The 25,858-nt window shown below is 40.5% G+C and carries 34 protein-coding genes; 4 read left to right on the top strand and 30 right to left on the bottom strand.

What is annotated here, in order from left to right:
* Positions 1-12: 12 nt before the first annotated feature.
* The 4 genes from H3T44_RS02710 to H3T44_RS02725 all read right to left on the bottom strand — a co-directional run bounded on the left by H3T44_RS02710 (position 13) and on the right by H3T44_RS02725 (position 2,497).
* The gene (locus H3T44_RS02710) at positions 13-1,116 is read right to left on the bottom strand and encodes a site-specific DNA-methyltransferase (protein WP_198195918.1); all 1,104 of its coding nucleotides are present in this window, start codon (positions 1,114-1,116) and stop codon (positions 13-15) included.
* The gene (locus H3T44_RS02715; protein ID WP_198194941.1) at positions 1,109-1,744 is read right to left on the bottom strand and encodes a ribonuclease HII; all 636 of its coding nucleotides are present in this window, start codon (positions 1,742-1,744) and stop codon (positions 1,109-1,111) included. Before H3T44_RS02715 ends, H3T44_RS02710 begins: the two co-directional genes overlap by 8 nt.
* Positions 1,745-1,894: 150 nt before the next feature.
* Positions 1,895-2,302, bottom strand: a complete 408-nt coding sequence (locus tag H3T44_RS02720) for a hypothetical protein (protein ID WP_110438375.1) — start codon at positions 2,300-2,302, stop codon at positions 1,895-1,897.
* 33 nt (positions 2,303-2,335) lie between these two features.
* Positions 2,336-2,497, bottom strand: a complete 162-nt coding sequence (locus tag H3T44_RS02725; RefSeq protein WP_155565769.1) for a hypothetical protein — start codon at positions 2,495-2,497, stop codon at positions 2,336-2,338.
* A gap of 271 nt (positions 2,498-2,768) precedes the next feature.
* Between H3T44_RS02725 and H3T44_RS02730 the strand changes: the two genes are divergently transcribed.
* The 4 genes from H3T44_RS02730 to H3T44_RS02745 all read left to right on the top strand — a co-directional run bounded on the left by H3T44_RS02730 (position 2,769) and on the right by H3T44_RS02745 (position 11,968).
* A complete protein-coding gene (locus H3T44_RS02730; RefSeq protein ID WP_198195920.1) occupies positions 2,769-3,956 on the top strand; it encodes an efflux RND transporter periplasmic adaptor subunit in 1,188 nt (395 codons plus the stop codon).
* A 65-nt stretch (positions 3,957-4,021) separates the two neighbouring features.
* On the top strand, positions 4,022-7,177 hold the full coding sequence (locus H3T44_RS02735; RefSeq protein ID WP_198195922.1) for an efflux RND transporter permease subunit: 3,156 nt from the start codon (positions 4,022-4,024) through the stop codon (positions 7,175-7,177).
* Positions 7,174-10,443, top strand: coding sequence for an efflux RND transporter permease subunit (locus H3T44_RS02740; protein ID WP_198195924.1), 3,270 nt, complete (start codon positions 7,174-7,176; stop codon positions 10,441-10,443). Before H3T44_RS02735 ends, H3T44_RS02740 begins: the two co-directional genes overlap by 4 nt.
* On the top strand, positions 10,421-11,968 hold the full coding sequence (locus H3T44_RS02745) for an efflux transporter outer membrane subunit (RefSeq protein ID WP_198195926.1): 1,548 nt from the start codon (positions 10,421-10,423) through the stop codon (positions 11,966-11,968). The genes H3T44_RS02740 and H3T44_RS02745 overlap by 23 nt, the downstream gene beginning before the upstream one ends.
* 346 nt (positions 11,969-12,314) lie before the next feature.
* Here the strand turns inward: H3T44_RS02745 and H3T44_RS02750 are convergent, their stop codons facing one another.
* From H3T44_RS02750 to rplD, 26 genes are all read right to left on the bottom strand, one after another.
* Entirely contained in the window at positions 12,315-12,494 is a 180-nt protein-coding gene (locus tag H3T44_RS02750; protein WP_110438380.1) for a DUF1328 domain-containing protein, read from the bottom strand.
* Between the two features lie 163 nt (positions 12,495-12,657).
* On the bottom strand, positions 12,658-13,083 hold the full coding sequence (rplQ, locus tag H3T44_RS02755) for a 50S ribosomal protein L17 (protein ID WP_198195928.1): 426 nt from the start codon (positions 13,081-13,083) through the stop codon (positions 12,658-12,660).
* A 29-nt stretch (positions 13,084-13,112) separates the two neighbouring features.
* Complete coding sequence (locus H3T44_RS02760) at positions 13,113-14,132, bottom strand: DNA-directed RNA polymerase subunit alpha (RefSeq protein ID WP_110438382.1); 1,020 nt, start codon at positions 14,130-14,132, stop codon at positions 13,113-13,115.
* A gap of 121 nt (positions 14,133-14,253) precedes the next feature.
* A complete protein-coding gene (gene rpsK, locus H3T44_RS02765) occupies positions 14,254-14,646 on the bottom strand; it encodes a 30S ribosomal protein S11 (protein WP_110438383.1) in 393 nt (130 codons plus the stop codon).
* Positions 14,647-14,698: 52 nt separating this feature from the next.
* Positions 14,699-15,076 (bottom strand): 30S ribosomal protein S13, encoded by a 378-nt coding sequence (gene rpsM / locus H3T44_RS02770; RefSeq protein WP_198192683.1) that lies wholly within the window; start codon positions 15,074-15,076, stop codon positions 14,699-14,701.
* Between the two features lie 194 nt (positions 15,077-15,270).
* A complete protein-coding gene (locus H3T44_RS02775; RefSeq protein WP_198195930.1) occupies positions 15,271-15,927 on the bottom strand; it encodes an adenylate kinase in 657 nt (218 codons plus the stop codon).
* Positions 15,924-17,273 (bottom strand): preprotein translocase subunit SecY, encoded by a 1,350-nt coding sequence (gene secY, locus H3T44_RS02780; protein ID WP_198195932.1) that lies wholly within the window; start codon positions 17,271-17,273, stop codon positions 15,924-15,926. Before secY ends, H3T44_RS02775 begins: the two co-directional genes overlap by 4 nt.
* Positions 17,274-17,408: 135 nt before the next feature.
* On the bottom strand, positions 17,409-17,897 hold the full coding sequence (rplO, locus tag H3T44_RS02785) for a 50S ribosomal protein L15 (protein WP_110438387.1): 489 nt from the start codon (positions 17,895-17,897) through the stop codon (positions 17,409-17,411).
* Positions 17,898-18,080: a 50S ribosomal protein L30 gene (gene rpmD, locus H3T44_RS02790; RefSeq protein ID WP_122123900.1), complete on the bottom strand. Its 183-nt coding sequence runs from the start codon at positions 18,078-18,080 to the stop codon at positions 17,898-17,900.
* Positions 18,073-18,651, bottom strand: coding sequence for a 30S ribosomal protein S5 (gene rpsE, locus H3T44_RS02795; RefSeq protein WP_110438389.1), 579 nt, complete (start codon positions 18,649-18,651; stop codon positions 18,073-18,075). The genes rpmD and rpsE overlap by 8 nt, the downstream gene beginning before the upstream one ends.
* Before the next feature lie 12 nt (positions 18,652-18,663).
* Positions 18,664-19,026 carry a 50S ribosomal protein L18 gene (gene rplR, locus H3T44_RS02800; RefSeq protein ID WP_122123901.1) on the bottom strand — a complete coding sequence of 121 codons (363 nt, stop codon included), beginning with the start codon at positions 19,024-19,026 and terminating at the stop codon, positions 18,664-18,666.
* A complete protein-coding gene (rplF, locus tag H3T44_RS02805; RefSeq protein ID WP_110438391.1) occupies positions 19,026-19,559 on the bottom strand; it encodes a 50S ribosomal protein L6 in 534 nt (177 codons plus the stop codon). Before rplF ends, rplR begins: the two co-directional genes overlap by 1 nt.
* 12 nt (positions 19,560-19,571) lie before the next feature.
* Complete coding sequence (rpsH, locus tag H3T44_RS02810; RefSeq protein ID WP_110438392.1) at positions 19,572-19,970, bottom strand: 30S ribosomal protein S8; 399 nt, start codon at positions 19,968-19,970, stop codon at positions 19,572-19,574.
* Between the two features lie 11 nt (positions 19,971-19,981).
* Positions 19,982-20,287, bottom strand: coding sequence for a 30S ribosomal protein S14 (gene rpsN, locus H3T44_RS02815; RefSeq protein WP_110438393.1), 306 nt, complete (start codon positions 20,285-20,287; stop codon positions 19,982-19,984).
* A gap of 101 nt (positions 20,288-20,388) precedes the next feature.
* Positions 20,389-20,958 (bottom strand): 50S ribosomal protein L5, encoded by a 570-nt coding sequence (gene rplE / locus H3T44_RS02820; protein WP_110438394.1) that lies wholly within the window; start codon positions 20,956-20,958, stop codon positions 20,389-20,391.
* Positions 20,959-20,969: 11 nt separating this feature from the next.
* The gene (gene rplX / locus H3T44_RS02825) at positions 20,970-21,290 is read right to left on the bottom strand and encodes a 50S ribosomal protein L24 (RefSeq protein ID WP_198184551.1); all 321 of its coding nucleotides are present in this window, start codon (positions 21,288-21,290) and stop codon (positions 20,970-20,972) included.
* Positions 21,290-21,658 carry a 50S ribosomal protein L14 gene (rplN, locus tag H3T44_RS02830; protein ID WP_110438396.1) on the bottom strand — a complete coding sequence of 123 codons (369 nt, stop codon included), beginning with the start codon at positions 21,656-21,658 and terminating at the stop codon, positions 21,290-21,292. The genes rplX and rplN overlap by 1 nt, the downstream gene beginning before the upstream one ends.
* 13 nt (positions 21,659-21,671) lie before the next feature.
* The gene (gene rpsQ, locus H3T44_RS02835) at positions 21,672-21,950 is read right to left on the bottom strand and encodes a 30S ribosomal protein S17 (protein WP_110438397.1); all 279 of its coding nucleotides are present in this window, start codon (positions 21,948-21,950) and stop codon (positions 21,672-21,674) included.
* Positions 21,951-21,964: 14 nt separating this feature from the next.
* Positions 21,965-22,201 carry a 50S ribosomal protein L29 gene (gene rpmC / locus H3T44_RS02840; RefSeq protein WP_110438398.1) on the bottom strand — a complete coding sequence of 79 codons (237 nt, stop codon included), beginning with the start codon at positions 22,199-22,201 and terminating at the stop codon, positions 21,965-21,967.
* A 1-nt stretch (position 22,202) separates the two neighbouring features.
* A complete protein-coding gene (gene rplP / locus H3T44_RS02845) occupies positions 22,203-22,619 on the bottom strand; it encodes a 50S ribosomal protein L16 (protein ID WP_110438399.1) in 417 nt (138 codons plus the stop codon).
* Positions 22,620-22,681: 62 nt separating this feature from the next.
* On the bottom strand, positions 22,682-23,359 hold the full coding sequence (gene rpsC / locus H3T44_RS02850) for a 30S ribosomal protein S3 (protein ID WP_110438400.1): 678 nt from the start codon (positions 23,357-23,359) through the stop codon (positions 22,682-22,684).
* 1 nt (position 23,360) lies between these two features.
* A complete protein-coding gene (gene rplV, locus H3T44_RS02855) occupies positions 23,361-23,762 on the bottom strand; it encodes a 50S ribosomal protein L22 (RefSeq protein ID WP_198195934.1) in 402 nt (133 codons plus the stop codon).
* A gap of 3 nt (positions 23,763-23,765) precedes the next feature.
* Positions 23,766-24,044, bottom strand: a complete 279-nt coding sequence (rpsS, locus tag H3T44_RS02860) for a 30S ribosomal protein S19 (protein ID WP_110438402.1) — start codon at positions 24,042-24,044, stop codon at positions 23,766-23,768.
* A 15-nt stretch (positions 24,045-24,059) separates the two neighbouring features.
* Positions 24,060-24,890, bottom strand: coding sequence for a 50S ribosomal protein L2 (gene rplB / locus H3T44_RS02865; protein WP_110438403.1), 831 nt, complete (start codon positions 24,888-24,890; stop codon positions 24,060-24,062).
* A 17-nt stretch (positions 24,891-24,907) separates the two neighbouring features.
* Positions 24,908-25,204, bottom strand: coding sequence for a 50S ribosomal protein L23 (locus H3T44_RS02870; RefSeq protein WP_196424276.1), 297 nt, complete (start codon positions 25,202-25,204; stop codon positions 24,908-24,910).
* Between the two features lie 35 nt (positions 25,205-25,239).
* Positions 25,240-25,854 carry a 50S ribosomal protein L4 gene (gene rplD / locus H3T44_RS02875; RefSeq protein WP_198195936.1) on the bottom strand — a complete coding sequence of 205 codons (615 nt, stop codon included), beginning with the start codon at positions 25,852-25,854 and terminating at the stop codon, positions 25,240-25,242.
* Between the last annotated feature and the right edge of the window lie 4 nt (positions 25,855-25,858).

Here is a 25,858-nt window from a genome sequence, read left to right on the forward strand (position 1 = left end):
TTACATTTGAATTTAAGATTTGGCCAATTTAGTCATTGTATTATATTCATTACGCAATATATCAAGAGCATATAATCCTCCATTTCTTTCGAAATGCCAAAAGGTCCATCCATTACAAGAAGGTGAATTTGTTACAAGGGCCCCAATTTTATGAATGGAACCTCTTTTGTTTCCACTGATAACAGTGCTATCGGATGTTACTGTAGCAAAAACGCGTTTATTTCTATCCATCAAAATTGTTCCTGGCTGAATAAATCCCTGTTCAATCAGGTTTCCAAAAGGAACACGAGGAATCTCTCGTTTGGAAGGGGTGACTTTAATATCTTCAATCGATAACGGCTTTTCATTGTTCACACGTCGAAGGGCGGCTTTCATATAGTCTGGATGACGCTCAATCCCGATATAACGTCGCTGAAGTTTTTTTGCCACGGCAAGGGTTGTTCCAGTTCCAGCAAAAGGATCCAATACAACATCTTCAATATTTGTAGAGGACAAGATAACGCGATATAGCAAGCTTTCTGGTTTTTGGGTCGGATGTAATTTTAGTCCATGTTCATTTCGAAGTCTTTCATGTCCAGTACATAAAGGCAGAAACCAATCAGAACGCATCTGAATATCATCATTTAAGGTTTTCATGGCCTGATAATTGAAGCAATATTTACTATCAGCATCTTTGGCTGCCCATATTAATGTCTCATGCGCATTGGTAAATCGTCTTCCCTTAAAATTTGGCATGGGATTGGATTTCCGCCAAACAATATCATTCAAGATCCAGAAACCAAGATCCTGTAAAATTGCTCCAATTCTGAAAATATTATGATAGGAACCAATAACCCAAATTGTTCCATTTTTTCTCAATAAACGATGACATTCCTTCAACCAGCTTCGACAAAATTGATCATATAGTTGGAAACTCTTAAATTTATCCCAATCTTCATTAACCCCATCCACGATTGTATCATCTGGACGACGCAATTCTCCCTGTAATTGCAAATTATATGGGGGATCGGCAAAAATACAGTCAATTGACGCAGAAGGTATTGTTTTCATGACCTGAATACATTCACCATTCAAAATCTGATCCAAAGGTATATTTAATTTTACTGCTTCACTCATAAAATCCTTGACCTTTTCCTTGCTCTTTTTGCTCTACGTCCATTGAAAACGAAAATTGTCTTACGGTGATATATCCTTGGCGATGATGTGGAGAACAACCATATTTCCTCAAGGCCTCACGATGCATAACCGTTGGGTACCCCACATTATGCTCCCATCCATACCGATCCCATTTCCGTGCCAGACCGACCATCAGCTTATCGCGCAAAACCTTTGCGATAATTGATGCCGCAGCAATTGAATATGAAAATCCATCCCCCTTGATAATGGTTTGTGTGGCACATCCAAAATCAGGAGCGATCGTTCCATCAACCAATACAAGATCAGGAAGAATATTTAGTTTTGATACAGCCCTTTGCATTGCCAAACTGGCGGATTTCCTGATATTTAATTGGAAAATTTCATCAACTGATGCCGCGGCAACACCAATCTTGACATGCGGCATTTGATTTAAAACCACATAAATTTCTTGTCTCAATGCAGGTTTGATTTTCTTTGAATCATCAAGCAATTCTGAAATATCCTCAGGAATATTTTCCTGAAACATTACAGCGGCAGCAACAACAGGACCAGCAAGACAACCCATTCCCACTTCATCCACGCCTGCAATTGATACTTTATGATGCATTCTACTCAAATAATTCGTTTCTAAACCAATAACCTACTATACTCAACGAGTCGCAAATGAATAGCCCTAAAATGAAAAAAATAAAAAAAGCTGTTAATAACTTCTGATTAACAGCTTTTTTAAGCCTAAATTTTAAATTTAATTATTAGTTTATTTACATTTACGATGTTTACAACAACATTTAAACATCCTTGATAAAAATGTTCCGGCAATCAAAGCGATAACCAATGCTGCAACAGGACGGTTCCGAATGAAATTCATCAAGCATTCCATTTTTCCCTCAGAACCATATAGACGCGAAAATTCATTATCGGCAACACCCGCAAAATCCTCAAAACGTTTTCCTTTTTGATCAGATGCTTTATTTCTTAAATCCTGGCCTTTTTCTCTGGCCTGGTCCGCGACGTTTTGAACCTTGTCTTTTAATTGATCAATAGTATCCTGTTTTTTATCCTGGGCACGAGAAAAGGCATCCTGTGCTTTATCTTTGGCATCATCAATCGAGCTGCCAATTTTTGCACCAACTTCCCTTAAAGTATCTTCCATATTCTTTGACATTGTTCCCTCCTTAAAAAAAGGATTGCAATCTTATCATTTTTTTATGTTTTTAAGTGTATCTTTTGCTTCGTTTTTCACCGATTCATAATTTTGTTTGGCATGGTCAACCGCGTCCTTTAATTTTGCCTTTCCATCCGTTAATGTATTTTCAATTTTTTCAGCAGTATTTTTAATAAAATCTTTTACATTACTCATATTATGCACCTTTTATAATAACAATTCATAGACTATTGGTAATTATGACAACTCCAAACCAAAAAGTCTATAAAATTATCAATCACTTAGATTACAATGCCGCTTTTTAGAGATATAAAATCTCCAGGGTTAAGGAATATTAAAAAATGAAGTAATCAACTTTAATATTGATTAAATTCTGCAATGATTTATTTTGTCACAATTAGTTTTGTTATTTTGATTTTTAATTATATAAATTTAGATATTGCCATTAAAAATAAGTTTCTTGCATATGACTTTACCCCAAAATACAACAAATTCTGATAAATCTCACTCACGTTTGCATCCATGGTTAAAAATATTTTTATATATCGGTCTAATAGCTGTCATTATTGGGGTGGCATATCGTTTTTATGGTGTATTTTCATCAACTTCCGAGCATTCCCATTATGTTGTTGAACAACCCGTTGCAGCAACAATTGTAAAGAAAAGCCATCTACCTGTTATTCTAACTGAACTTGGAACAGTCGTTCCCATTTCCAATGTTACCGTACAAACACGAATTTCCGGCTATTTACAACAAGTATTTTTCACGGAAGGGCAATTGGTTAAGAAAAATGATTTACTTGCCCTTATTGACCCACGTCCCTCAGAAGCTTTGAAGGCACAATATGAAGGCAATTTAAAAGCCGACACGGCCTTACTGCAACAGGCAAAATTGGATAATAAGCGTTATCAAACCCTTCTAAAACAAAACAGTATCGCCCCCATGACGGCTCAAGATCAGCAATATAAGGTTGCCCAGCTTGAAGGACAGGTCAAAACAGATCAGGCCCTAATCAAACAGCAAGAATTAAATCTTATCTACTGTCACATCCGTGCACCTGTTGACGGCCGCATCGGGATCAGACAGGTTGATGCGGGAAATTATATTACCGAAGGCCAAAGCGGAGGATTGGCCACTTTAACCCAGATGACCCCCATGTCGGTTATTTTTACCTTACCTGAAAATCAATTGGGCATTGTCTTGGAAGCTTTGAAAAATAAAAAAGAACTAACCGTTGAGGCTTGGAACACCGATAATACGACCAAACTTGCCACAGGAAAAACAAGCGTGATAGACAGTCAGATTGACACATCAACAGGAACCGTTCGGTTGAGAGCCATTTTTAAAAATAAAAACTGGGAGCTTTTTCCAAACCAATTTGTAAATGCCCATTTACTAGTTAAGATTATTAAAGATGCTTTGATTTTACCAAATAATGCTATTCAAACAGGACCAAATGGTTCCTTTGTGTATGTTATTCAAAAAGATTCAACGGTTAAAATACAGACAATCAAAACAGGATATAATGATGGTGAACATACGGTTATAACCGCTGGTTTAGTTGAAAATGAAAAAATAGTTACTGACGGAATTGATACTTTACATGAAGGTTCAAAAGTCATCATTCCCGAAAATACGCAATCTTCTGAATAATAATTAACTTGAAAATCATAACAGTTTCCTAATTTTGTCAAGTTTATAAATAAATCGAGATTTTTATGAATCCATCACGCCTTTTTATTTTGCGCCCCGTGGCAACAACCCTGCTTATGATTGCCATCATGATCTGCGGAATATTAGGCTATCGTTTCTTACCCCTGTCCGCGTTACCTGATGTTGACTATCCAACAATAACCGTTTCAACATTTTATCCAGGGGCAAGTCCGGATGTCATGATGACCTCGGTCACAGCACCATTGGAAAGTGAATTGGGATCCATCCCTGGATTAAATCAAATGATTTCCCAATCCTCTGGAGGGGCTTCAGTCATCACGTTACAATTCAATCTTTCAGTCTCCATGGATGTCGCGGCCCAGGAAGTGCAAGAAGCGATCAATCAGGCCAACTCCCTTTTGCCCACTGATTTGCCTGCACCTCCTGTTTATGCAAAAGTAAATCCTGCTGATACACCTATCCTTACGCTTGGCATTACTTCAAAATCTCTACCCCTGACCGAGGTTGAGGATTACGTTAATAACAGGTTGGCCACAAAAATAAGCCAGATTAATGGGGTAGGACTGGTTACCATATCAGGAGGACAACGTAAGGCAATCCGTGTACAAATCAATATTCCTAAAATAACTTCATATGGAATTGATCTGGACAGTATCAGAACAACAATCGGTAACGTTAATGTCAATTCCCCCACCGGAAATTTGGATGGCCCAAAACGCGCCGTCACCATCCAGACCAATGGACAAATAAAAAATCCGGAACAGTTACTTAACCAAATTATCGCCTATAACAATAATGGACCTGTTCGATTACGTGATGTGGCCACTGTCATAAACGGGCCAGAAAATAGTCAATTGATGGCATGGGCAAATAAAACACCAGCCTTGATTTTAAATGTACAACGACAACCCAAGGCGAATATCATCTCGGTTGTTAACAATATCAATGAAATATTACCACAATTAAAAAAATCATTGCCTTCAGGTATAACATTAACGCCATTGACCGATCGCACGACATCCATTCGCGCTTCAATTCATGATGTAAAATTTGAGCTCATTCTGTCAATTATCTTAGTTATTTTGGTCATTTTTATCTTTTTAAGAAATATTTCTGCAACAATTATTCCCAGTCTTTCCGTTCCCCTATCCTTGATCGGAACCTTGGCGGTAATGTATCTTTTTAATTTCTCACTAGATAATTTATCCTTGATGGCATTGACAATAGCGACCGGTTTCGTTGTGGATGATGCAATTGTTATGATAGAGAACATTACACGATATATCGAAATGGGTGAAAACCGGATTCAAGCCGCTTTAAAAGGGTCAGAAGAAATAGGGTTTACAATCATATCGCTTACGATTTCTTTAATCGCTGTCCTTATCCCTCTATTATTCATGGGGGATATTATTGGTCGTTTATTTTACGAATTTGCAGTTACCCTGTCTATTACAATCATCATATCCGCCATTGTTTCCCTAACCCTGGTTCCAATGTTGTGTGCGCATATTCTGACCGAAATCGAAAAAAAACAGAACAACTATTTTTTTGATCGTGTGATAGACAGAATAATAGAATTTTACAATACCGGACTACAATTTGTCTTCAAACACCAGCCTCTAACCTTATTTATCACCTGTTGCACCTTTGTCATAACCCTCATAATGGCTTACTACATCCCCAAGGGTTTCTTTCCCGTTCAAGATAACGGTATGGCACAAGGCATATCCATCATGCCTCAAAATGCCTCGCTGAAAGCGGTCGCAAACAAGCAAAAAGCTCTGGCAAACACAATTTTAAACGATCCAGACGTGGATAACCTTTCATCATTTATCGGCATTGACGGACAGAATATGACCCTTAATCAGGGACGTTTCTTGATCAATTTGAAAAACCGAAAGGAACGTAAAACATCTATTGAAAAAACAATCAAAAGAATAACCCGGGCATCAAAACAGATTGTTGGAACACAACTTTATCTTCGACCCATACAAGATCTCTCGCTAGAAACAACTTTTTCAGCCACCCAATACCAACTTTTGATCGAAAATCCGGATTACAGGCAACTTGAACTCTGGGTACCTAAAATTGTTAATCGTCTGCAAAAAGAACCTGCCCTTTCCGATGTCTCCTCAAACCTGCAATCACAAGGATTGGTTGCCAATATCACCCTTGACCGTGCCACAGGTGCTCGTTATTCCATCACACCTCAAACAATTGATAATGTTTTATATGACTCTTTTGGCCAACGCCAAATTTCCACTATTTTTACAGAATCAAACCAATACAGGATCATTCTGGAAGCCGATCCAAAATTTCAAAAACATTTGACCTCTTTGAACCAGCTTTATCTTCCCGGAATAAATGGCAACAATTCCGCTTCAACTTCTGGTCCAACAAGAAATCCAACCTCTGGTCTGGTTCCTTTATCCCAGGTGACAAAAATCACTCATGACACTGCACCCCTTCTAGTCACCCACTTCGGTCAGTTTCCAGCCATATCGATTTCCTTTAACATCAACAAGGGTCATTCCCTGGGGGAGGCAACACAAATCATCAATTCCATCCACAAGGAACTGAATCTTCCCTCAAGCTTCCAGGTCAGTTTTCAAGGAATAGCGGCTGCATTTGAAAAGAGCCTTAAAAATGAATTGTTTCTTGTTATAGCGGCCATTATTGCTGTTTATATTATCCTTGGCATTCTTTATGAAAGCTTCATTCATCCCATAACTATTTTGTCAACCCTTCCCTCGGCCACGATTGGTGCACTATTTGCACTATGGATTGATGGATGCAACTTAGATATTATGGGAATTATTGGCATCATTCTATTAATTGGAATTGTCAAAAAAAATGCCATTATGATGATTGATTTTGCGCTGGAGGCTGAAAGGAAAGACAAGAAATCCTCACTGGAGGCAATTCATCAGGCAGCACTTCTACGGTTCAGGCCCATTCTGATGACAACCCTGGCGGCCATGTTGGCGGCTATTCCCATGATGCTGGGAACAGGAACCGGATCTGAACTAAGGCATCCTTTGGGTATCAGCATTTTTTGGGGGCTTCTTGCCAGCCAATTGCTCACTCTTTTTACAACTCCCATTATTTATCTATATATGGAAAGACTTAAAAACTGGGGACATCATTTTTTTTCATCATTATCCAATCACCAACCAATTGATGAAAAACCTGAATCATGAATATAGCAAAACCCTTTATACAACGGCCTGTTGCAACAATTTTACTCACAGTTACATTATTTCTAACAGGTATACTGGGTTACGAACTATTACCGGTTTCTGATCTCCCCAACGTGGATTTTCCTGTAATCATGATACGTGCCCAACAAGCGGGCGGCACACCAGAGGAAATTGCCAGCTCGATTGCTGCACCATTGGAGAGAAGGCTGGGACAGATACCTGGCACCAATGAAATGACCTCACAATCAACCCAAAACCAGGTCAGGATCATTTTACAATTCGATCTTTCCAAAGATATTAATAATGCGGCAAGGGATGTAGAAGCCGCCTTACAAGCGGCACGTGCCGACCTTCCCTCTTCGATGCGTTCCAATCCATCCTATTTCAAGATGAATCCCTCCACCTCTCCCATCATGATCTTGGCCATGACATCCAAAACCAAAACCTTGCCACAGCTTTATGATTATGCGACAACTGTTTTGCAACACCAGCTCTCAAGTATCAAAGGGGTCGGGCAAGTTGAACTGGGGGGAAGTTCACTACCGGCAGTCAGAATTGAACTAAACCCGCATGCTCTTTACAAATACGGTATTGGATTTGAAGATGTCAGGGCGGCACTGGCATCAACCAACGCTCATACACCCAAAGGTTTTATTGAAGAAGGTGACAAACGCTATCAATTAGCAACCAATGATCAGGCAACAAAGGCTGAAGCCTATCGAAACCTCGTAATTGCATACAGAAATCATGCACCTGTCATGTTAGAGAACATCTCAACAGTAAAAGACGACGTTGAAGACTTACATCATGCGGGATATTATAACGATAAACGCTCCATCATTCTGGTTATTTTCCCTCAAGCCGGTAGTAATGTCATCAAGACAACCAGTTTGATTCATAAAAAGTTATCATTGATAAAGGCAGCCTTACCTACCGATGTGAATCTGCACATTGCCATTGATCGTTCAACCACAATCAGGGCCACCCTGTTTGATACCCAAATGACATTGGTCATATCCATTGTTCTAGTCATAACGGTTGTTCTGGTTTTTCTAAGAAACATTCGAGCCATTATTATTCCTGCCGTTGTTTTGCCAGCCTCCATTATCTCCACATTTGCCATTCTTAAATTATTGGGTTATTCACTTGATACGTTTTCCTTAATGGCGCTAACCATCGCAACCGGCTTTGTCGTGGATGATGCCATTGTTGTGCTGGAAAATATAAACCGGCATTTGGAGAATGGTATATCTCCCAAAGCTGCCGCTTTATATGGCGCAAAGGAAGTCTCGTTTACGGTAATCTCGATCACTATATCTTTGATTGCCGTGTTCCTGCCGATATTGCTGATGGGTGGTTTGATAGGAAAATTGTTTCATGAATTTGCCATGACCCTTTCCATAACCCTGATTATTTCGATGATCCTTTCCCTGACCCTAACTCCCATGATGTGTGCCTTTATTCTTATGCGACACCAAGGAAACAATAATAAACGGGGATATAAAATTAATCATTGTTTTATAAAATTATTTGATTATTGTGATCAACTCTATCAAAGCACTCTTTCGCACATCCTTAAATATCCTTTTCTCGTTGCCCTATCAATTCCTGCAACGATTATCCTGATGATTTTCCTTTTTATAACCATGCCTAAAGGTTTCATGCCTAATGAGGATATCGGAATTTTGTTATGCCATCTTCAGGGCGATCAATCCATTTCCTTTCAAAACATGAAAGAAAAAATCCAGTTTGTTCAGAAAATACTTATAAATGATCCGGATATTGCATCCATTTCCTCCTTTACAGGAGGCAAAGCGGTCAATCAGGGAAATATCTTTATTTCCTTAAAAGATAAAAAATTACGAAAAAACAATATTTTTGAAACTCAAGCGCGACTTTCTAAAAAATTACAAAATATGGTTGGCGCGAAATTCTATATTTTCCCTCCCAATATATTACATGTAGGCGGGCGTTCAAGTAACGCAAACTATCAATATACTTTACAATCAGATTCCTCTAGCGAATTATATAAATGGATGCCCAAACTTGTTGAAGCACTAAAAAAGCATCCCGGTATCATCACAGATGTTTCTTCCGATGTCCAACAGGGAGGTGAGGCAATCAATATTGATATTCTTCGGGATACAGCCGCACGAGTTAACTTAACACCACAACTTATTTCAAATACGTTGTTTGACTCTTTTGGACAGCGTGCCGCTTCAATTATTTATAATCCGTTGAACCAATATCGGGTCATTATGGAAACGGATCCGCGTTACGCCCCTCATACCGGTGCCTTGAATCAGGTATGGGTCAGTGTTGCAGGAGGATCACCCGGTGGCGGAACCGTATCAAATACAATCCGTGTCAAATCGAATGCATTTTTAAGTCAAGAGGATAAAATCGAGCAGGAAAACTTTAGAAACCAGATTGCGAATAGACTTGCCGGGGGTAATGGTGCATCCAATGGTTCAGCTGTCTCCACCAATCATGAAACCATGATCCCATTATCTTTTGTCACTAACCAGAACAAAGCATTGACCTCATTATCAGTCAATCATCAGGGTATGTTCGTTGCCGCGACTTTATCATTTAACTTGGCAAAAGGAAAATCACTGAGCGATGCCATTCAACTCATCAAAACGGAAACCGTCAAAATTCATTTACCAAAAAATATAGCAGGAAGTTTTTCTGGCAATGCAGCCCAGTTCCAGAGCAGCATCAAAAATAATATCATTATCATATTTGCCGCAATTGCCGCCGTTTACATTACACTGGGTATATTATATGAAAGCTACATCCATCCTTTAACAATTCTATCCACCCTTCCCTCGGCAGGTGTTGGCGCATTATTGGCGCTTGATCTGTTCGGGGAAGAATTTACTATTATAACCATGATTGGCATTATCCTACTTATTGGGATTGTCAAAAAGAATGCCATTCTTTTGGTTGATTTCGCTATCAAGGCAGAAGAGTCAGAAAACATGGATACAAAATCAGCAATTTTACTAGCATGTAAATTACGTTTTCGTCCCATTCTCATGACTACCGTTGCAGCCGCATTTGGTGCAGTTCCTCTTATTCTTTCCAATGGATATGGTTGCGAGATCAGACGTCCACTTGGAATCGCGATTGTAGGGGGTTTAGTGGTCAGTCAGGCTCTGACCTTGTATACAACCCCAGTAATTTATATCTATATGGATCGATTACGACATAACCGTCTGTTAAAGAGACTATTTTTTCATGGGGGACAACAACGTGCATAATAGGGGCATCAACCTGTTCTCCTTACGATATGTGGGGATCACTTTCTTTTTTTTGCTAAGCGGCTGTATGGTTGGACCAAATTATCATCGCCCCGCTCCAGTCATTTCACAACGGTTCAAGGAATTGAAACCAGTTAACGGATGGCAGACAGCCAATCCCAGTGCCGCCGCCTTTCCTAAAGGTGAATGGTGGACTATCTATAATGATCCTGTTCTTAATCAGCTGGAAGAACAGGTTGATATTTCCAACCAGAATTTAAAACAGGCAGAAGCAAATTATCGTTATGCGCGTGCCTTGATTGACCAAACTAAGGCAGCTTTATACCCAACATTAAATCTTGGCACGAATTTTGACCGTCAAGGTAACGGAGGTGGTGCAAGAAGCATCGGTAATGGGGGCGGAAATATTAATTATTCATCCGGAATGACAAGAAATACTTATGCATTACAAACCTCTGCAAGCTGGGATCTCGATCTTTGGGGAAAAATACGACGTAACACGGAAAGCCAGGTAGCAGCTGCACAAGCCAGTGCCGCAGATCTTGCCAATGCAAGACTATCTTATCAAAGCCAGTTGGCCCAGACCTATTTTAACTTGCGATATCAAGATTCATTAATCGATTTATTGCAAAAAACCGTTAAAGCCTATGAGCAATCCTTAAAAGTAACCCAGGATCAACATAATGCCGGTGTTATTGAACCCACGGCGTTATTACAGGCACAAACACAGCTTGAGCAAACCAGGGCACAATTGACTGCTGCAGGTATTTCTCGATCCCAATACGAACATGCTATTGCCACTCTAATTGGAAAGCCCCCGGCAAATTTATCAATTCCTCACGGTATTTTAAATGACAACATACCTCAAATTCCAGTAGGTGTTCCATCCATTTTATTACAAAGAAGGCCTGATATAGCTTCAGCTGAACGCCATATGCAAGAAAAAAATGCCCAGATAGGAGCTGCTATTGCAGCATTTTTCCCCGATGTAACCTTATCAGCCAATTTATCTTATAGTGGTAATCCGGTGGGCAGCCTTGTTCAAGTTGCCAACCGCATCTGGTCTTTAGGGGCATCCGCTTCAGAAAACTTGTTTGATGGCGGGGTAAGAAGTTCAATGGTCAAACAGGCAGAGGCACAATATGATGCTTCTGTGGCTCAATATAGGCAAACCATTCTTGCAGCCTTGCAATCCGTTGAGGATCAAATATCTAACCTTAATATCCTGGCCGATCAAAAAATCCAGCAACAAGCAGCGGTTGAATACGCTGACAAAGCCCTTAAAGTAGCCCTGGCACAATATATGAGCGGCACTCACGATTATACCACTGTTGTAACTCAACAAGTCGCTTTATTAAATAACCAGCAAACAACTCTTGGAATACGGCAACAGCAAATGGTGGATACCGTCTTGTTGATCGAAAACCTTGGAGGTGGCTGGAAGGATGATCGATTGCCAAGCAAATCCTCTTTAACCTCCAATATACCTTTTATACCTCCTGTATTACAGCAAAACAAAAACTAGCTCTATTATACAAAAAATGAAATTATTTTAATAAATAATAATTTGTTAGTGATTTCATTTTTTCAGAAACAAGGTTTTTTAATTTTGAACAATATCCAAAATCTTAAAATATTTGATTTAAAATCAAACATGTAAAATATATTAAACTATCATAAAAAAAATTCACAAAATAAAATTGGTTTCTTATAAAAAGCCAATATTTAATACATTTTTAAATCAATGATATTTTAAGCTTAATACTGCGAACTCATTCCCTGTCTTTGTTTCATGTCCCTAAAAAATTACAAACAAATCAATTATTTTAACATATCACTAAAAATAATTTACAACTCAACATCTCAAGAAATTAATTATTAAGTAATTTTCTTCCAACCAAAAACGCAAGAATAAAAAATAAAAAAGCGAATAACAGTGCAATAAAAAATATAATCTTAGCAATACCTGCTGCTATAATTGCCACACTTGTAAAACCAAGAAGCCAAGCCAATAAAGCAATTAAAAGACAAATAAATGCAATTTTAAGCATATCCCGGCTCTCCTTTTCAATCTATCCCAAGATTCTTCCAAAAGCCTAACGCGTTAACATATATTTTTTTTACAACTTAATTATAATCCCAATTTTGTTCATTACAAACAAAAAAAGAGATAGAAACCTATCTCTTTTTAAAAATCAAAAGGGTATTTTAATATTATGCAGCTAACTCGTCTGAATCTTCATCAGTGGGCTTTGGTCCACTGTCAAGCCCTTTTGCATTTACATCACGTTCAATAAATTCGATAACTGCCATATCAGCAGCATCACCATAACGGACACCCGCTTTCAACACACGCAAATATCCACCTTGACGCGATTTGTAACGATCAGCGATAACAGAAAATAACTTAACAACAATAGTCTCGTCACGCAACATGGCATAAGCCTGTCTACGTGCATGCAAATCACCACGTTTTCCCAATGTCACAAGTTTCTCGACAACTGGACGTAATTCCTTAGCTTTTGGCAAAGTCGTTGTAATCTGTTCATGCTTAATTAATGCAACGGCCATATTTCTGAACATTGCAAGGCGATGCGATGAAGTCACACCCAATTTACGGCCGGATATACCGTGACGCATAATTTCAATCCTCTTCTATCATACTATGCTTAAAACAGCTCATCCAGCCGTTTAGCTAACTCTTCAATATTTTCTGGTGGCCAAGCAGGCACATTCATTCCCAATGACAATCCCATTGAAGAAAGAACTTCCTTGATTTCATTCAATGACTTGCGACCAAAATTAGGAGTGCGTAACATTTCTTGCTCTGTCCGCTGCACCAGATCGCCAATATACACAATGTTATCATTCTTGAGACAGTTGGCGCTACGAACTGACAATTCAAGCTCATCAACTTTGCGCAATAAATTACGATTGAATGGAAGCTCTTCCTTAGGCTCTTCCGTCACGACTGGTTTAGGCTCATCAAAATTGATAAAAAGCTGGAACTGATCTTGCAAAATACGCGCAGCCAAAGCTACGGCATTTTCAGGCGTTACAGAACCATCTGTTTCTAAAGTCAATAACAGCTTGTCATAATCTGTTACCTGACCAACACGGGTTGGCTCAACTTTATAGGAAACACGACGAACAGGTGAATATATCGCGTCAATTGGAATCATCCCAATCGGAGCATCCTCCTGACGGTTAGTAGAGGCAGGCACATAACCTTTACCCATTTCAACGGTAAATTCCATACCCAACTTTATTCCATCATCAAGTGTGCAAATCACAAGATCAGGATTCATGATTTCAATATCATGATCTGTCTGAATCTGTCCAGCTGTAACTTGGCCTGGACCTACCGCGGACAAAATCATCCGTTTTGGACCATCACTATGCATACGTATGGCCAGTTGCTTAACATTCAGGACAATATCCGTGACATCTTCCCGCACACCATTGACTGATGAGAATTCGTGAAGAACGCCATCAATACGAACAGCTGTAACAGCAGCCCCTTGAAGAGAAGATAAAAGTACTCGCCGAAGCGCATTACCGAGCGTCATGCCGAAGCCACGTTCAAGCGGCTCCGCCACCACGGTCGCCACATTTTGTGACGCCGAGCCCGGTTCGACTTCCAGCTTCTCCGGCTTAATAAGAGATTGCCAGTTTTTCTGGAGGACCAAGGTGGTGGCCTTTCAATTCAAATTATTACCAAAAAAGTAACAAAATCTTAACCTCGAAGTCAGCTTTTGTTACTTGAATATTATTTCCATTCATTATTGATTGAAAATAATATACGAACGATTAAACGCGACGACGTTTACGTGGACGACATCCGTTATGTGGCACTGGTGTGGTATCCCGGATTGAAGTAACCGTAAAACCTACCGCCTGCAAAGCACGCAATGCGCTTTCACGTCCAGATCCCGGTCCAGACACTTCAATTTCAAGAGTTTCCATACCATGTTCACGAGCTTTACGTCCTGCATCCTCAGCAGCAACCTGTGCTGCATAAGGTGTAGATTTGCGTGAACCTTTAAATCCCTGAGCACCCGCTGAAGACCATGAAATTGCATTTCCTTGAACATCAGAGATAGTGATCATCGTATTATTAAACGTAGACAAAACATGCGCTACGCCAGAAGTAATGTTTTTGCGTTCTTTTTTTCTGAGACGCGGTGTGGCGGGTTTCGCCATGGCTTTTATTATCCTGTCCGTTTAGTTATAAAAAATTAAAACAAACCAAGGGTTAACGTGTTACTTTTTTCTTACCAGCAATAGCAACCGCCTTACCCTTACGTGTACGAGCATTTGTGTGAGTTCTCTGACCTCTTACAGGCAAACCACGACGATGACGCAATCCACGGTAACATCCCAAGTCCATCAAACGCTTGATATTCATCGAAACTTCACGACGAAGATCACCCTCAACCTGATACTCGCTATCAATTAACTCACGGATTTTCAGAACCTCATCGTCTGAAAGTTCGTTCACCCTACGTTCGTCAGGAATTGACAATTTATTACAAATTTCCTGCGCTTTTGTCGGCCCAATGCCGTATATATAACGCAGACCAATGGTTACCCGCTTATTCGTCGGGATGTTTACGCCGGCAATACGCGCCACGCCCAATACTCCTTAATTAGCCTTAATAATTTAGGTCTATTCTTAACAGCTAGCCACTAAAAAAGCAACAGTTACGAGATCAATAACTGTTTCATTAATAACTAACGTGTTTGAAATACTTTTAAAAGCATCAATATAACTTTCATACTAACAGAGTCAATATAGTATGATAATTTTTTCACAAAAATATAAACTTACATTTTATTTTTTTTTAAAATTAAATCAATATCTTTTGTCACCTCATCCACATTTTTCATACCATCAATGGGATACAAGCATTTTTTTTCTTCATAATATGGCAATAAGGGAGCGGTCTGTTCACGATAGACCCTTAAACGTTCCAGAACGGTATCTTTATTATCATCAGCTCTTGAGACAAATTCCGTTGAACCGCAGGCATCACAGACTCCGTCTTTTTTTGGTTTTTTAAAAAGTTTATTATAACTGGCACCACATTTTGCACAACTAAACCGGTTGGAAATTCGCTCTGCAAGTATTTCCTCATCCACTTTTAATAATAATACAGCATCAAGTTTCAGATGTTCAGAGACAAACATTTTATCCAACGCTTTTGCTTGATCCACATTGCGAGGGAAACCATCAAGAATGAAACCGTTTTTACAATCATCCTTTTTAATTCTTTTTGCAATCATTTCAACCATCAGATCATCAGGAAACAATAACCCCTTATCCATAATATCCTTGGCTTTTTTCCCGATTTCTGACCCTGACCTCACCTCAGCCCTCAGCATATCTCCTGTGGAGATTTGCGCGATATGATATTTTTCTGACAAACGTTGAGCCTGCGTCCCTTTACCCGCCCCTGGTGGGCCCAAAAATATTAGCTTCACCGTTTTTTTCCTTTTCCAAACCTGGATTTGCGTAATAGACCCTGATATTGGTGCGCAACCAAATGGGATTGAACCTGCGTTACCGTATCTATTGTCACGGAAACTATGATTATCAAACTGGTTCCACCAAAATAGAAGGGAACATTGTAATGATTGATTAAAAATTGTGGCAATAAACAGACAACAACAAGATATAGCGCTCCAATTGTTGTTAACCGTGTCAGGATATTATCAAAATAGGTTGCTGTATTTGCACCTGGACGAATACCGGGAATAAATCCACCCTGTTTTCGTAAATTATCTGCCGTTTCTTTGGGATTAAAGGATACAGCCGCATAAAAATATGAGAAGAAAATAATCATGGCAGCATAAAAGACCATATATAAAATATGACCCTGACCGAATTCCTGTCCTAGATATGCCAACCATCCAGGTGTCGATTCATTTGATAGAAATCCAGCTATTGTAACAGGTATCAATAAAACTGAAGACGCAAAAATAGGCGGTATGACCCCAGCGGTATTAACTTTTAATGGCATATGTGTTGAATCACCACCATACATGCGTTGCCCAACCTGCCGTTTTGGATATTGTATGACAACTCTTCTTTGCGCCTGTTCCATAAAAACGATAAAGGCGATTGTAACCGCTGCCAATACAAGAAATGCAACAACAAAAAATGGAGACAAAGCGCCAGTGTAACCCAATTGAAATAAGCTTGCCAAAGCCGTTGGTAAATTGGCGACAATACCGGCAAAAATAATCAATGATATTCCATTACCTACCCCGCGTGCCGTGATTTGTTCCCCCAACCACATCAAAAACATTGTTCCCCCAACCAGCGTGATGACGCAGGTTAACAGAAAAAGCATCCCCGGATTGGTAACGGCAGAACCTGCGGGACTTTTCATACTTTCCAACCCAATGGCAATTCCATAAGCTTGGAATAAAGCAATGAAAACCGTCAGGTAACGTGTATATTGATTAAGCTTTTTACGCCCTTGCTCCCCTTCCTTTTTCAAGGCTTCAAGAGATGGCATCGCAGAGGACATCAACTGAATGATAATAGATGCACTAATATAGGGCATGATGTTCAGGGCAAAAATGGTCATACGACCCAAGGCGCCACCACTGAACATGTCAAACATACCAAGAATACCACCCTGGTGTTTAGCCAGCAATTGTGCCATTACCGTAGCATCCACTCCCGGAACCGGGATATAGGTACCTAAACGGTAAATAATTAACGCACCCAATGTAAACCAAATACGCTTTTTTAATTCAGTTGCTTTAGAAAACGCACTGACATTAATATTCGCCGCTAGTTGTTCGGCCATAGAGGCCATAATTTTTATCCTTTCAAAAAAAACAGCGTCACCGTAACAAAACGGGACGCTGTAATTTTACCTTAAAATTAGAATGTAACATAATGTTTTGATCTAAAAATTGATCAAACTTAAATTATATTACCTCTTCATTTCCTAGGCATCTGCAGAAACATCCCCAGATGACGATAAAAGTTTTAGAGAACCACCAGCTTTTTTAACCGCTTCAACAGCTGCCGCTGATGCTCTTGACACTTCCAAGTTGATGGCCTGATTTAGATTTCCATTAGCAAGCAAACAGACGCCAGAGTATTTTTTTCCCTTAAATAAACCGGCTTCACGCAATGCTTTTTCATCGATTAAAGATGATGCATTCAATTTGCCTTGCTCAATAGCGGATGAAAGGGTCCGAAGATTAATTTCCACATAATTTTTGCGAAAAATATTCTTGAACCCTCTTTTTGGCATACGACGGTAAAGTGGAAGCTGTCCACCTTCAAAGCCATTGATTGCCACACCTGAACGTGCCAACTGACCTTTCACGCCTTTACCTGATGTTTTGCCTTTACCAGAACCAATACCTCGTCCAAGACGTTTTTTACGGTATCTCGCTCCGGCATTATCACGAAGTTCATTTAAATTCATTTATCCCTCCACCTTAACGAGGTGGCGAATCTTATTGATCATTCCCTGGACAGCTGGTGTATTTTCCAACTCACGGGTTGCACCAACACGATTCAAGCCAAGACCAGTCAATGTTTGCTTTTGATCTTTCTTACGACCAATTGCAGATGCTATCTGAGTTACTTTTACCGTATTACTAGCCATTTACAGCCTCCGCATTTTGAGACGCATGACCAGAATCACGGCGACCAAGAATTTCAGACACCTTCTTTCCACGTCTTGCTGCAACAACTCTTGGACTTGCACATCTACGCAATGCATCAAAAGTTGCTTTTACCATATTATGTGGATTACGTGAACCTGTTGATTTCGCAACAACATCATTAATTCCAAGGCTTTCAAAAACCGCACGCATTGGACCGCCAGCAATAATACCAGTTCCCGAATCGGCAGATCTTAACACGACCTTACCGGCGCCATAAAAACCTTGCACATCATGATGCAATGTTCTGCCTTCTTTCATGGGAACACGTATCATTGATTTTTTAGCCTGCTCAGTTGCCTTGCGGATTGCTTCAGGCACCTCTCTGGCTTTACCGGCACCATATCCTACACGTCCACGCTGATCACCAACGACGACCAATGCAGCAAAGGCAAAGCGTCGACCACCTTTTACAACTTTAGCAACACGATTAATCGATACCAATTTGTCGATCAAATCTTCATTTTCACGTTCACGTCCACCGCGACCGCCTTCTTTCACTTCACGTGCCATTCGCGACTCCTCTTAGAACGAGAGCCCGCCCTCACGGGCAGCCTCAGCAAGCGCTTTTACACGCCCATGATAAATATAGGAGCCACGATCAAATACGACCTGTTCCAATCCTGCTGCTTTTGCACGCTCAGCAATCAACTTGCCTACGACACGAGCAGCATTAATATCAGCTCCAGTTTTAATTTGTCCTTTAGCCGCTGCATCCAAAGTTGAAGCAGCAACTAAAGTCTTACCAGCCATATCGTCAATAACTTGAGCATAAATATTTTTGCTTGAACGGAAAACCGAAAGACGTGGACGCCCGTTTCCTTTCTGACGAAGCTGATAACGCAACCGTCTGCGACGGCGCGTTTGTAATTCACGTTGCATACCCATTATTTTTTCTTGCCTTCTTTGCGACGTATAATCTCATCTTCATAACGAACACCTTTACCTTTATAAGGTTCAGGTTTTCTAAAATTACGTATATCCAGTGCGATTTGACCAACACGTTGTTTATCATTACCCTCAACAACAATTGCCGTTGGACGTGGCGTTGTAATTTTAATATCAGATGGAATTGGATAAACAACATCGTGTGAATAACCAAGATTCATAACAAGATTTGAACCTTGAACAGCGGCACGAAACCCAGTTCCCGTGATTTCCAGGGCCTTGGTATAACCTTCGGAAACACCCTTGACCATATTCGCAATTAATGCTCTGGTAGTGCCCCACATTGTTCTTGCGGCAACACCATCATCTTTTGGCTTAACAGTAACCTGATTATCTTCAATAACAGTTTCAATATGTTCAGATACAGGCAGAGACAATTCGCCTCTTTTACCTTTGACAACAATTTTACCGTCTTTCAGAGAAACTTGTACCCCTTGCGGAATCTGCACGGGATTTTTGCCTACACGTGACATTGATCCCTCCTCTTAGAATACACGACAGAGCACTTCACCACCAACATTGGCGGCACGTGCTTCAATATCAGATAAAACACCCTGAGGTGTTGACAAAATGGATACTCCAAGGCCGCCATAAACACGTGGCAATTCTTTAATTTTAGAATAAACGCGACGACCTGGTTTAGATACTCTCTGAATTTCTTTAATAACAGGAGCACCTTCAGAATACTTCAATTCAATGCGAAGCTGACTTATTCCCTTGCGAAGCTCTTCTTTTTTATATCCGCGAATATAACCTTCACGCTTTAATGCTTCCAAAACATTAACTCTCAAATTAGAAGCGGGAACCACACAAAATGAATGACGAGCTGATTGTGCATTACGTATACGGGTGAGCATATCACCCAATGGATCAGATAATGACATCTATATATCCCTTACCAGCTTGATTTAACCATACCAGGGATTTGCCCGGTAGATGCCAATTCACGCAATGCGATACGGCAAAGTTCAAATTTACGGTAATTCCCACGAGAGCGACCAGTTAGTTTACAACGCAAACGCACTCTTACTCGTGAACCATTACGAGGAAGTTTAGCCAATTTTAAAGATGCATCAAAACGATCTTCAACTGGTAAACTTCTATCCATTACAATATTTTTTAACGCAATGCGTTTTGCTTTATCACGTGCGGACATACGTGCACGCTTCGCATTACGATAAATGGCTGAAGTTTTTGCCATGTTTAATTTTACCCTCCGGAACCTGTCGACTATATCGACCGTTTTCCAAAAAAAACAAATTTGCAAGGTAATGTATCACCTTGCAGCGAAAGAACAATTTCCTATCCAATAAATGGAAGGGAAAATGCTTTTAACAAAGCCTTGGCTTCGTTATTGGTCTTGGCTGTTGTTACAAACACAATATCCATACCACGTACTTCGTCTACTTTATCGTAAACGATTTCAGGAAATACAATCTGTTCTTTCAAACCCATTGCAAAATTTCCACGACCATCAAATCCTTTGTTTGCTGGCAACCCTCTAAAATCACGAACACGTGGCAAAGCGATTGTAACCAAACGATCCAGAAATTCATACATACGGTTTTTACGTAATGTAACTTTACATCCAATGGGTAAACCAGCACGAATTTTAAATCCAGCAATCGCTTTCTTAGTAAGTGTTTTAACGGCTTTTTGACCGGCAATCAAGGTCATTTCTTCCGTGGCAGCATCCAGTTTCTTTTGATCGCCTGCCGCTTCTCCAACACCCATGTTTAAAACAATTTTTTCAAGACGCGGAATCTGCATTTCGTTTTTGTAATTGAATTGTTCACGTAACTTTTGACGCAATTCATTTTTGTAAAGCGTGTAAAGGCGTGCTTCAGAGCGAACTTGACTATTTTCTGACATATCCACCTCTCTTAACCTTCGATCACTTCACCGGTGGCTTTGGCAACACGAACCTTACGACCGTCTTCCAAAACTCTAAATCCAACACGAGTAGGTTTCCCTGATTTTGGATCTACCAATTTAAGATTTGACAAGTGAATAGCCTTTTCACGCTCAACAATGCCACCAGCATCACCCATACGGGTTGGTTTCTTATGATGTTTGGCAACCGCCACACCACGAACCACTGCCTTATTTTCAACAGGAGAAATTGACAGGACTTCACCATGCACACCTTTCTGAGGCCCTGTAATAACGATTACTTGATCGCCTTTTTTAATACGTGCAGCCATTATAAAACCTCCGGAGCTAAGGAGATAATTTTCATGAATTGACGTGCACGCAACTCCCTTACTACCGGGCCGAAAATACGTGTGCCAATTGGCTCGTTTTGTTTATTTATCAATACAGCAGCATTTTTATCAAAACGTATTGAGGTTCCATCAGGACGACGAACAGGATAGCTTGTTCTGACAATCACAGCTTGATGGACATCACCTTTTTTTACTTTGCCACGAGGAATAGCCTCTTTGACAGAAACGACGATCACGTCGCCGACCGAAGCGGTTTTCCGCTTTGAACCGCCCAGTACCTTAATGCACTGCACCTCTCTTGCACCTGAATTATCAGCCACAGTTAGGTTGGTCTCGGGATGGATCATAGTTAAGCCTCCCTTAAGCTTCTATGCTGGATACTTGCTCAGCCGCACCAAGAGGTGCACCGTTGCGAGAAATCACAGTCCATGTTTTCCTTTTTGAAATCGGAGGAGATTCAATGATACGAACCATATCTCCAATTTGACACTCATTTAATTCATCATGCGCCGCATATTTTTTCGAACGACGAATGAATTTTTTATAAAGCGGGTGCATAACGCGACGAACAACCAAAACAGAAACTGTTTTGTCCATTTTATCGCTTGTCACCCGACCGGTTAGAACGCGCCTTGGCATCGCCCATTAACTCCTCAGGACTTGCCGGCAGATGCGGCAGCACCTGCGGCGTTTTTGTTAACTTCAGTCATAATGGTCTTAATCCGTGCAATATCTCGACGGATTACCCCAATTCGACCCACACCCTCATTTTGACCAGTCGCACGTTGGAAACGTAAATTAAACTGTTCACGTCGCAAATCAATTAACAACGTCTTTAATTCGTCCACCGTTTTAGCGCGCAGATCAGCTGGCTTATTTGCCTTTGCCATTCTAGGCCTCTCCTATACGGGTTACAAATTTCGTTTTAATTGGCAGCTTCGCAGCACCGAGCGTTAACGCCTCTTTTGCAATTTCGGGACTTACACCTTCAATCTCAAATAGGATACGACCTGGTTTGATACGAGCAACCCAATATTCAGGAGACCCTTTTCCAGATCCCATACGAACTTCTGCTGGTTTACTAGAGACAGGAAGGTCTGGAAAAACTCTAATCCACACACGTCCCATACGTTTCATCGCACGTGTAATCGCACGACGAGACGCTTCAATTTGACGGGCTGTAATACGTTCTGGCTGCAGTGCTTTCAAACCATAGGTTCCAAAATTAAGCTCTGTCCCACCTTTAGCCATTCCGTGAATACGGCCTTTATGAGCTTTGCGGAATTTAGTCCGCCGCGGAGATAGCATTATTTAAAATCCTCATGCGTTGTAATAGCTTTATTAATAACTATTATGCTCCAATTAATCAATTACCTTTGTGGTGCCTGATCAGCAGCACGGCGATCCTGGGCCAATGGATCATGGGCCATGATTTCGCCCTTAAAGATCCAAACCTTTACACCACATTTCCCATAGGTTGTATGAGCTGCGGCAACACCATAATCAATATCTGCTCTTAAAGTATGCAAGGGAACACGTCCTTCACGATACCATTCGACGCGTGCAATTTCAGCACCGCCAAGACGACCACTGCAATTGATACGAATTCCCTGTGCACCTAAACGCATTGCTGACTGCACTGCTCTTTTCATCGCACGACGAAACGCCACACGTCTTTCCAGCTGCTGGGCAATATTTTCAGCAACAAGTGTCGCATCAATTTCTGGTTTACGTATTTCAACAATATTCAATGCAACCTCTGCACCAGCCATTGATGTTAATTCTTTACGCAAGCTATCAATATCCTGACCTTTTTTACCAATAACGATTCCGGGGCGCGCCGCATAAATCGTTACACGAGGCTTTTTAGCTGGTCGTTCAATAACAACCCTGGAAACACCCGCACCTGCAAGCTTCTTGCGCAAATGGTCACGAAGTTTGAAATCTTCAAATAATAATTTGGTATAATCATTATCTGCATACCAACGACTATCCCAAGTACGATTGATACCCAAACGCAACCCAATTGGATTAACTTTTTGACCCATATTATGCTGCCTTTCCTTCAGAAGAATCGTTTTCGTCACGCTCAGCAACGACAATCTTCAAATGACTAAAGAATTTCTGAATTTGCGCTGAACGTCCACGACCCCTAGCATGAAAACGACGCATAACCATCGCTTTACCTACCTCTGCCTTGCATACAATCAAACGGTCTACATCAAGTTGATGATTGTTTTCCGCATTTGCAATCGCGCTTTCCAGAATTGTTTTAACTTCTTTAGCAATTCTTCTTTTAGAAAAGGTTAATTTTGCCAAAGCAGTGGATGCAGGTTGATTACGAATCAATCCAGCAACAAGATTTAGTTTTCGTGGACTTACACGAATATTACGTCCAATTGCCTGAGCTTCGGTTTCAGCGAGTGCACGATCATGTTTTGGTTTACTCATATCCTAGCCCCGCTTTACTTTTTTGTCTGCTGCATGACCATTGAATGTACGGGTTGGAGAAAATTCACCGAATTTATGACCTACCATATTTTCACTGACCTGCACTGGTAAAAATTTATGGCCGTTGTAAACACCAAAAACCAAACCAACAAACTGCGGCAAAATGGTGGAACGGCGTGACCAAATTTTGATCACATCGTTACGACCTGAAGCGCGTGCGGTTTCAGCTTTCTTAAGTAAATACCCGTCTACAAACGGGCCTTTCCAGACGGATCTTGCCATCTCTATTTGCCCCTTTTATTTGCCTGTCTTACGGCGACGGATAATCAAGCTGTCCGTACGCTTATTGACTCTTGTTTTATAACCTTTAGTTGGTTTACCCCATGGTGTCACAGGATGACGACCACCAGAAGTACGACCTTCACCACCACCATGAGGATGGTCAACCGGGTTCATGACAACACCACGGTTGTGTGGACGACGGCCTAACCAACGGCTACGTCCCGCCTTACCAAAATGCTGGTTCATGTTATCTGGATTAGATACGGCACCAACTGTTGCCATACATTCACCACGTACCAAACGCAATTCATTCGACTGCAGTTTGATTTGTGCATATCCAGCATCCTTACCAACCAACTGAGCGTAAGTTCCAGCTGAACGAACCAGTTTTCCGCCGGCTCCTTCTTTTAATTCAATATTGTGAATAATGGTTCCTACAGGGATAGCTGCTAAAGGCATTGCATTTCCAGGTTTAACATCTACACGCTGACCTGCGATTACAACATCTCCAGCTTTTAATCTTTGAGGTGCCAGAATATAAGATAACTCACCGTCTTCATATTTGATCAACGCGATAAAAGCAGTTCGATTGGGATCATATTCTAACCGTTCAACAGTTGCAGGCATATCATATTTACGTCTTTTAAAATCGACATAACGGTATGACTGTTTATGCCCACCCCCAATAAAACGAGAGGTAATTCGACCATTATTATTACGTCCACCCGTCTTGTTCTTACCTTCGGTAAGCGTCTTGACAGGTTTACCTTTCCAAAGCTCTTTACGGTCAATTAGAACCGTGCCACGGAGACTTGGAGTAACTGGTTTAAAGTGCTTAAGTGCCATTAATTCCTACCTCACACTTATGACAACTTGGTTGTCAAATCAATTGACTGACCTTCAGCAAGTTGAACAAAAGCTTTTTTAACATCAGAACGACGCCCTAACCGACCTCGAAATCTTTTTGTCTTACCTTTTAAAATCAGCGTATTAACACCCAACACTTTCACACCGAACAAAGTTTCAATCGCAACTTTGATCTGAGGCTTAGTAGCGTTTGATGCAACTTTAAACGCAATTTGATTTTTTTCAGATAAAAAGGTTGCCTTTTCAGTAATCAAGGGTGCCCGAATAATGTTAAACATCGCTTCACGAGACATTTTTTCCGCCTTTTGGCGAATTGAAAGAATATTCGTCATACCAGGCGCTCCTTTAATCCATCAACTGCTGCGCGCGTAATAGCCAAAATGTCATGATTCAAAATGTCATAAACATTTGCACCAATTGTTGGAAGAATATCTACTGAAGCGATATTTCTTACTGCACGTCCAAAATTCTCATCAATATTTGCGTCAATAATTAAAGTTGAATTCCAGCCCAATACTTTTAATTTTGCAGCTAATTCAGATGTTTTTGCAGTATTATTGGCTTCGTCAATAACGACCAACTTACCTTCTGCCAATTTCTGTGATAAAGCAGAAATAAGACCAAGACGCCTTACTTTCTTTGGCAAATCATACCCATGATCACGCAATACTGGACCATGAACAATGCCACCGGTACGAAACTGCGGTCCACGTAACGAACCTTGACGCGCATTACCTGTACCTTTTTGCCGATAAGGTTTTTTTGTTGTTCCAGAAACTTCACCACGCCCCTTAATCTTATGATTGCCAGAACGACGTTTGGCAAGCTGCCAATGCACAACTCTTGCCATAATATCTTGACGGGGTTCAATTCCGAAAATTTCATCTGGAAGCGTAATATTGCCAACACTTCCATTATCGAAGGTTTTGATTTCTACATCCATAGTG

Source organism: Commensalibacter sp. M0355 (genome assembly GCF_016101365.1).
Taxonomy (GTDB): domain Bacteria; phylum Pseudomonadota; class Alphaproteobacteria; order Acetobacterales; family Acetobacteraceae; genus Commensalibacter; species Commensalibacter melissae.